Annotated in this window: 5 protein-coding genes; 1 reads left to right on the top strand and 4 read right to left on the bottom strand. The window is 46.9% G+C overall.

What is annotated here, in order from left to right; genetic code table 11:
• Window positions 1–193 precede the first annotated feature (193 nt).
• The gene (locus B3N33_RS07695; protein ID WP_292592830.1) at window positions 194–1,243 is read right to left on the bottom strand and encodes a sialidase family protein; all 1,050 of its coding nucleotides are present in this window, start codon (window positions 1,241–1,243) and stop codon (window positions 194–196) included.
• Window positions 1,244–1,541: 298 nt separating this feature from the next.
• Here B3N33_RS07695 and B3N33_RS07690 point away from each other — a divergent pair, with 298 nt between their 5' ends.
• Complete coding sequence (locus tag B3N33_RS07690; protein WP_292592828.1) at window positions 1,542–1,940, top strand: hypothetical protein; 399 nt, start codon at window positions 1,542–1,544, stop codon at window positions 1,938–1,940.
• 67 nt (window positions 1,941–2,007) lie between these two features.
• On the opposite strand, the gene B3N33_RS07685 is transcribed toward B3N33_RS07690, so the two are convergent.
• The 3 genes from B3N33_RS07685 to B3N33_RS07675 all read right to left on the bottom strand — a co-directional run.
• Complete coding sequence (locus B3N33_RS07685; RefSeq protein WP_292592826.1) at window positions 2,008–3,168, bottom strand: MFS transporter; 1,161 nt, start codon at window positions 3,166–3,168, stop codon at window positions 2,008–2,010.
• The gene (locus tag B3N33_RS07680) at window positions 3,161–4,141 is read right to left on the bottom strand and encodes an ADP-ribosylglycohydrolase family protein (protein WP_214078321.1); all 981 of its coding nucleotides are present in this window, start codon (window positions 4,139–4,141) and stop codon (window positions 3,161–3,163) included. Before B3N33_RS07680 ends, B3N33_RS07685 begins: the two co-directional genes overlap by 8 nt.
• Window positions 4,138–5,019, bottom strand: an 882-nt coding sequence (locus B3N33_RS07675; RefSeq protein WP_292592824.1) for a diacylglycerol kinase family protein, incomplete at its 5' end; no start/stop codon positions are given. The genes B3N33_RS07680 and B3N33_RS07675, both read right to left, overlap by 4 nt.

Here is a 5,019-nt window from a genome sequence, read left to right as displayed (position 1 = left end):
TCTTTCGGGCCTCACTTCCTGCCGAAGGCAGCCTTGCGTCCTGGCATGGTCTTCGCCAGCCTTGCGTCCACTGATGCTTTTCAGTGCAATGCGTCCCACCGAAGGTGGCATCACTTCCGCCGATGCATTCCGGCGCCTTGCGTCTTATTCTGCTCTTTCCAAACCCCAATCTACACAATCCCCGACCCCGGTTTCACATACTCTTCTCAGCTATCGAAACATGACTGAGGGTAACCGGACATTCCTCTGCACTAAGGACTACTTCCCAATTATTCCCTCCGTCTGTTGTGCGCAAGATTTTACCGAATTGCGGGTATCCGGCCGAAGAACCGATAACTAATGCGTTATTTCTGTCGAGCGCATCTATCCCTAACAAAAAGGAGTTGCTTGTTCCTGCTGACGGTTGCTCCTCCCAGCTTATTCCACTGTTCTCAGTAAGGATTATCGTATCAAAATCGCAGGCTGCCCAGTAAGTTGAACCGTCCATCATTACCAGAGAGTTCAGGTCTTTTGGAAAGAGCGGGCCTCCTGTAACCCATTGTTTCCCACCATTGGCAGTCACGGCATAGTGGCCTTGGCCACCGTAGATGACTATATGATTTTCATCCGTAGCCTTAACGCCAATCCACCCATTATCGTTGTAGTTGTTGGGGAGATTAATCTCGTCCCAGTTTTGGCCACCATTTTCACTTTTCAGTACTATTCCGGCTCTGGGTGTTGATTTGTTTCCAACCGCATAGATCACATTCTGGTTTATTGCGTGGATTCCCTGAATCAAGTAATCTGCTCCGTTTTCAGGAAGGTCGCAAACCGTCCAGCTATCGCCATTGTCCTCAGAGAAGATGACAAGTCCGCTGTCGCCGCTGACCCAAATTCTGTCTTCAAAAATCGAAAGGAAAGCAAAAAAGGAATCAGTGGCAACTTCCGAAACTTCAACTATTTTCCAGTCGGAGCCACCATTGTCCGTTCTCATTAAGAGCCCGTCTGAACCGCAAGCCCAGACTCTATTCTGATCTACGGAAAGAACATCCTCCAAACTCTTACCTTCAGGCAGGATGTCCATGGCCTGGCGCGTCCAGGTTTCACCGGAATCGTCCGAGAAGTAAAGCATTGCGATTCCGTTTGTGTCTGTCTGCCCCACTACCCATGCGCGGTAGGTTTTCACTTTCGGAAAGGGTATACAGCTGGTGATGGCAAACACGACTAAAAGAAGACTTGTAGTCCAAATCAGACTTCTCTTCATCATTTTTTCCTCCTTTATACTAGGTTTATGAGAACTTCGTTCCATTCTTTGAAGATAATCATCGGCACTTTTCTGGCCTTAGCCCTTTGCGGTCTCTGGGACTAAATCAAGGCCCGCCTGTTCATAATGTTTGGCAAGACTAAGTGGGGAAAGCCCTTCAACAGTGAAATAATAGCACTTGCGTTCTTCATAATGTATGGTTGGTTAGTCTACGAGAAGTGGATCGTTCACTCAGACGTTTATTGATTCGATGTGCATTTGAGAATCTGTAGTCAAGGTTCTTGGAGGAGCGAAGTAGATGTCAGAAAGATTCAAAGTCCGAATTGAGTATCTCCAGCTAAGCCAGCTATATATATCAAAGGACAAACTCAGAGCGATTCGGAATAAGGAGACTCTCAAGAGCGTTCCGGTTCCGGTAATCGATTTTGACGGTAAGCTCGTTATGGCCGATGGGCATACACGAGCCGTAGCAGCGATTATCGAAGATCGTGATTCGATCTTCATCGAGATAACAGACGAGAAGCTAGACCTAGAGGCGTATGAGGAATGTGTGAAGTGGTGTGTAGAGGAAGGAGTTTTCACTCCGTATGACCTTGTTGGCAGAATAATCAACCACGAAGATTACAGAGTACTCTGGTACGAAAGATGCGAACGTCTTCACGAAGAGCTCAAATCTAAACGAAGATGCCTTGATTGAATGTCTTCCTTTTCATTCGATTTGTTTTTCAGTTGATAATCACTCTCTATGTTTCGCACGTCTCATGTTATGAGACGGTTTTTCGACAACATAGCGTACTCATGACGAAAAACACGATTGCTACCGCGAACCCTGCTGCGACGAAAACGAAGGCAAGGTTGTAACCACTCAACGATATCAGAGAGCCGATAAGACTCAGAGCGAGCGATTGAGATAGGACCATAACTATGTTATTGAGACCGAAGATTTTCCCCTGATTTGCAAGGGAGACTGTATCTGAAACGATCGTCACGTTGAGGGCGAGAACTATTCCTAAAGCAAAGCTAAAGAGAATCAACACGATAAGCATCAGAAATGGGTCAAGACCCAGGAATCCAGAGTAGAAGATACTAACTGACAAGAAAACGCCGGCCAGGATAGAAAGCGCTGTAATGTGCAGCCTTTTCTGCCCAAGCGTTTTGCTCAGAGTACCAGTCATGAGAGAAGTCACGCCACTCACTAGAGTTGAAACTCCCATTATCGATGATGCAGTGCCAAGAGACACACCAATATCACTGCTTATGAAAGATGTCAGGTAGGGAAGTATCCCGCCCATTGAAAACCACAGGCCAAACTGTGAGATCATCACAAATACTATCTTCCTGTCAACTCTGAACCTCAAATCTTCTTCTTTGATGCCCACAGCAGAATCAACTATGTGGGACTCTGACCGATAGAAGAAAAGCGGAACAACGAGAACTGCAGCGGCTATTGAGAAAACCACAAATGCTGTCTCACCGCTTCTTGAAAGGGTGACTCCTATAAAGAGAGAGGAGAGAAAGGTGGCGATGTTCATAACACCCATCATGAATCCATAGTTTCTATCCTTTCTGCCGGGCTTACTTACGTTGCTGACTAGGGCAGAGTAAGGTGTAAGCAAACTGAAAATCGACATGGTGAAAACTACAGCCGCAATACCCAACAGGATCTCGTTGTTAGTGCTGAGTATGAACATACTGATAATCGCAATGATGAAGAGTCCTTTAATGAAGGCAAGATACTTTTTGCTTCGGTCACCAAGATAGCCGATAAGCATCCCTGTGAAGATCGTTATGATCATTCCGGCCGAAACGAGATTACCAGCCAGAGCGGTTGAGTGAAACTTGCCGTTGAGATAGGGTATGAGAACGAAATTGAAGATTCCGTAGATAATTCCAACGGAGGCGCTTCCGGAGAGGAGTTTAATCATCTATATCACTCATCTTTTCGATGTATCTCGCATGCTTCTCAAGATCAAGATCTTCATTTGCCTTCAGAACTCTCTGGGTTATGAAGTGAGGGATGTTGTTTGCATCGCCCTGAAGAGAAGACAGTGCTCCAGCTATTGCGGCTATAGTATCGGTATCACCACCTATCGAAGCGCCCATTCTTATTGCCAGCCAGACATCATCTCTGCAGAAAAGGCCTATGGCAATCGCTGCCACGGCGACATCCACGGCCTCCATAGTTGTTCCGAATACATAGTAAAGCCTGTCCAAGAAATCGTCAGGATGTTGCCCACCGATGAGACCTTTGATAGCAGCAAGTCTTTCGCCGGCCGAAGGTCCTACAAATTCTGCACAGGTGAGTTTTTCGCATACTTTTGAGCCTCGTATTGCTGCCTCGGCAATCCCGTCGGCATTCAACCCCCTCGCAGCGTAGTAATAGGCAAATCCGACTGCCAGAGAAGCTTCAAGAGCAAGATTCGTGTTGTGAGTAGGGACAGTACAGTTTCTTATTGCTTCGACAAGATGTTTCTCGCTTTTGTCTAGATTACATAACACTGGAGCTAGCACTCTCATTGGTGCCCCGCTGGTTGTACCAAGGCTTTCGAAGTCCTGCCTATTTTTGAAGGCTTCGATAGCTCTCTTAGTGCTCGGTCCTATGTAGCCTTTCGCGACAGGGTCGCACTCGTCCTCCCACCTGCAAAGAGCTTCTTTGACCGTCTCCTGTGAGAAGTTTCTTTTCTCATTGTAGAGCTTTATCAAGTAAAGCACCTGCTCTGTGTCATCAGTTATCTGACCTTTTGTTAGATTTTTGTGGATAGGCGAGTGTTCTGGTTCTAGCAAATCACTTACGAAGTCGAACCTGGTAGAGATTTGCCGGCGGGTCATGAATTCCGTTACCATTCCCATCGCATCGCCAACTGCGAATGCTTCAAGTGCCCGGAGAATCCTGCTCACTTTCCATCACTTCTTTGTACACAGAGTCCTGCTCTGGCATTTGTTACCACTTCAATCCCGACACTCACTGAAAGATCCACTCTTGGATTGCCATCTATTACGCAGAAGGCATTGAAGCCTGATAGCCGCACTGTATCAGTGCTGGCAAGGATAAACTGCTTGAGGTCCGCGGAAACGGTCTCGCCCGGTTCCACCATAGTTATTATCGGCCTCGAAGAGACAATCATTGCCGAGTTGCATAGTGAATACGGCAGCCAGCAAAGGAGCCCATTAACTGCCCTGTATGCATATAGAGACTTCATGTCTTCAGAGAATGGAGAGATGATTATCTGAGAGGGTTGAAACTGCGGCGTGATCTCTTCGCCATTGATCTCCAATCTGCTTGCGGTTGAAGCAATTGATGTAGGTTCTCGAGGTGTTCTCTTGTTTTTGTAGAAGAAATCCGAAGCATCGATAGTGCAGGTCTCTCCCTCAACTGTCGAAATTAGTGTCTGGGAAATGACGATATCGTTGAATGCCGAACCCACGTACCTTTCTTCAAAGACATCCAGTCCCGTTACCCATATGGGCTCAATATTCAGGAAGTCGAATTCATGTATATCGCTGACCGATCTCAGAACTATGAAGGGTCCGCAATTTGACGTTCCTAGAGCTACGCCTACAACAGGCACAAGCCTTCCGATCTTGCGCATACCCGCAACGATATCGGATGCAGTTCCGTCTCCCCCGATTGAGATCACTAGATCTGTCTCTGAAAGGACTTTGCCGGCGTTTACGGTGTCCCTGTAGTCGCTGAGTATTGGCTCCGATCCTATTACTTCCAGATCGAAATACTCTTTCAGGTGGAAATGAGTTGATCCGGTGCAGCAGAGATGCGT

The organism is Mesotoga sp. UBA5825 (assembly GCF_002432955.1).
In the GTDB taxonomy this organism is placed as follows: Bacteria; Thermotogota; Thermotogae; order Petrotogales; family Kosmotogaceae; genus Mesotoga.
Note: the sequence above shows the minus strand (reverse complement) of the source record. Positions and strands in the feature narration are given on the sequence as shown.